The sequence below is a fragment of the Oleiphilus sp. HI0086 genome, from assembly GCF_001635225.1.
In genome coordinates, this window is sequence record NZ_LWFZ01001493.1 from 1 (window position 1) to 1597 (window position 1597).

The 1597-nt window shown below is 42.1% G+C and carries 2 protein-coding genes; both read left to right on the top strand.

Translation table 11 applies throughout. The annotated features are described in order from the left end of the window. On the top strand, window positions 1–893 hold an 893-nt coding region (locus tag A3756_RS25325; RefSeq protein WP_068554998.1), incomplete at its 5' end, for a succinylglutamate desuccinylase/aspartoacylase family protein. Continuing rightward, entirely contained in the window at window positions 883–1413 is a 531-nt protein-coding gene (locus A3756_RS25330) for a RimK/LysX family protein (protein WP_082865127.1), read from the top strand. The genes A3756_RS25325 and A3756_RS25330, both read left to right, overlap by 11 nt. Window positions 1414–1597 lie beyond the last annotated feature (184 nt).

Genomic DNA, 1597 nt, shown 5'->3' on the forward strand with positions numbered 1-1597 from the left:
CGGTATTGTTCGTTAGCGCTGCGATTCATGGTGATGAGTTAAATGGTACTGAGATTATTAGTCGCCTAATTCAAGGTAAACAACTTAGAGGAATGAAGGGAACGCTCATAGCAGTCCCCATTGTAAATGTTTATGGCGTCATTTCACAAAGCCGCTATCTACCTGACAGAAGAGATTTAAACAGAAGCTTCCCCGGCTCGACTAAAGGGTCGTTAGCAGGAAGAATTGCAAACCAGTTTCTGAAAGAGATCGTTTCAAAATCGGACTACGGGATTGATTTACATACAGGTGCGATTCATCGCTCAAATCTGCCACAGATACGAGCAAATTTAGATGATGAAAGAACAAATGAACTTGCAAAAGCCTTTGGCGTGCCTGTTGTACTTAATGCCGATATAAGGGATGGATCGTTGAGAGAATCTGCTGGAGAACTGGGCGTACCAGTACTTTTATATGAAGCAGGTGAAGCATTGCGATTTGATGAATTATCTATTCGTGCGGGTGTAAGAGGCATCGTTAACGTTATGCGTTCATTAGATATGCTTACCAAACGACGAAGCAAGCTTAAATATGAACCTTTTATTGCTAGGCAGTCAGGATGGGTAAGGTCAACTGACAGTGGCTTTATCCGTTATAAAAGAACGCTTGGTGAGCTCGTGGAGAAAGGCGATGCGCTGGCAGATATTCAAGACCCGTTTGGTCGAGTATTAGACACCATCACGAGTCATGCTAAGGGTATTATTATTGGTAAACAGAACATCCCATTAGCACAGGAGGGTGAAGCATTATTTCATATTGCTTATTTTTCCAAGCCAAACGAAGTGGCTGAAAATCTAGAACTAATGAATGACAATTTGGTCAGTGAATCCGAGGTATTGTTAAATGAGCCATGATAACTTTTCCAAGAATAGAAATCTAAGTGAGGAGCAAACAATTGTGGGAAGTTCCTTCGCGAAATACCTGGATGGAAAGATCTTACTAGGTGCAGTCGAGTACGCTGACCTACCTGGACTACATTTATTCAACGTTCAGGTAAGAGTTGACACCGGCGCTAACAACTCATCTTTGCACGTCGAAAATATTGAGTATGAAGAGAGGGATAATGAAACTTGGGTCAGTTTTGATTTACCAAAGGATGTCTTTCCTGACCGAAGGGCGAGTAGACGGTCAGCAAAACTCATCGACAAAAGGCTTGTTAAGACCAATAATGAGGCTAAAGAGAAGCGTTGCTTGATTGAAGCGAGTGTCTGCATTGGGAAAAGTCATTGGACGATACCTATCACCTTAACTGACCGCTCTAATATGCGATATCCTATGTTGCTGGGTCGAACCGCAATGGCAGGACGAGCGCTTGTGGACCCCGAGTCGGAGTATATCCAGAGTGAAGATAGAATGAGCGTAAACTATGAATAGCTTATGCTCGTAGACAGACAACAAGTATGAAGTTGAAGCAAAGTATTCTTGAGGTAAAAAATGTTTGATGAGCTTTTGGCCTGGTTTTCAATGTACAAAGTAAATGTGTTGCTAACGTTGGTTATCATCATTATCTACGGCTTTTTTAAATACGTACTACGACCACGAATCATCGCACATGCAG

What these genes read in the sequence shown, in the direction of transcription:
- A3756_RS25330 (WP_082865127.1), top strand. Translation starts at nt 883, where the DNA reads ATGAGCCATGATAACTTTTCCAAGAATAGAAATCTAAGTGAGGAGCAA.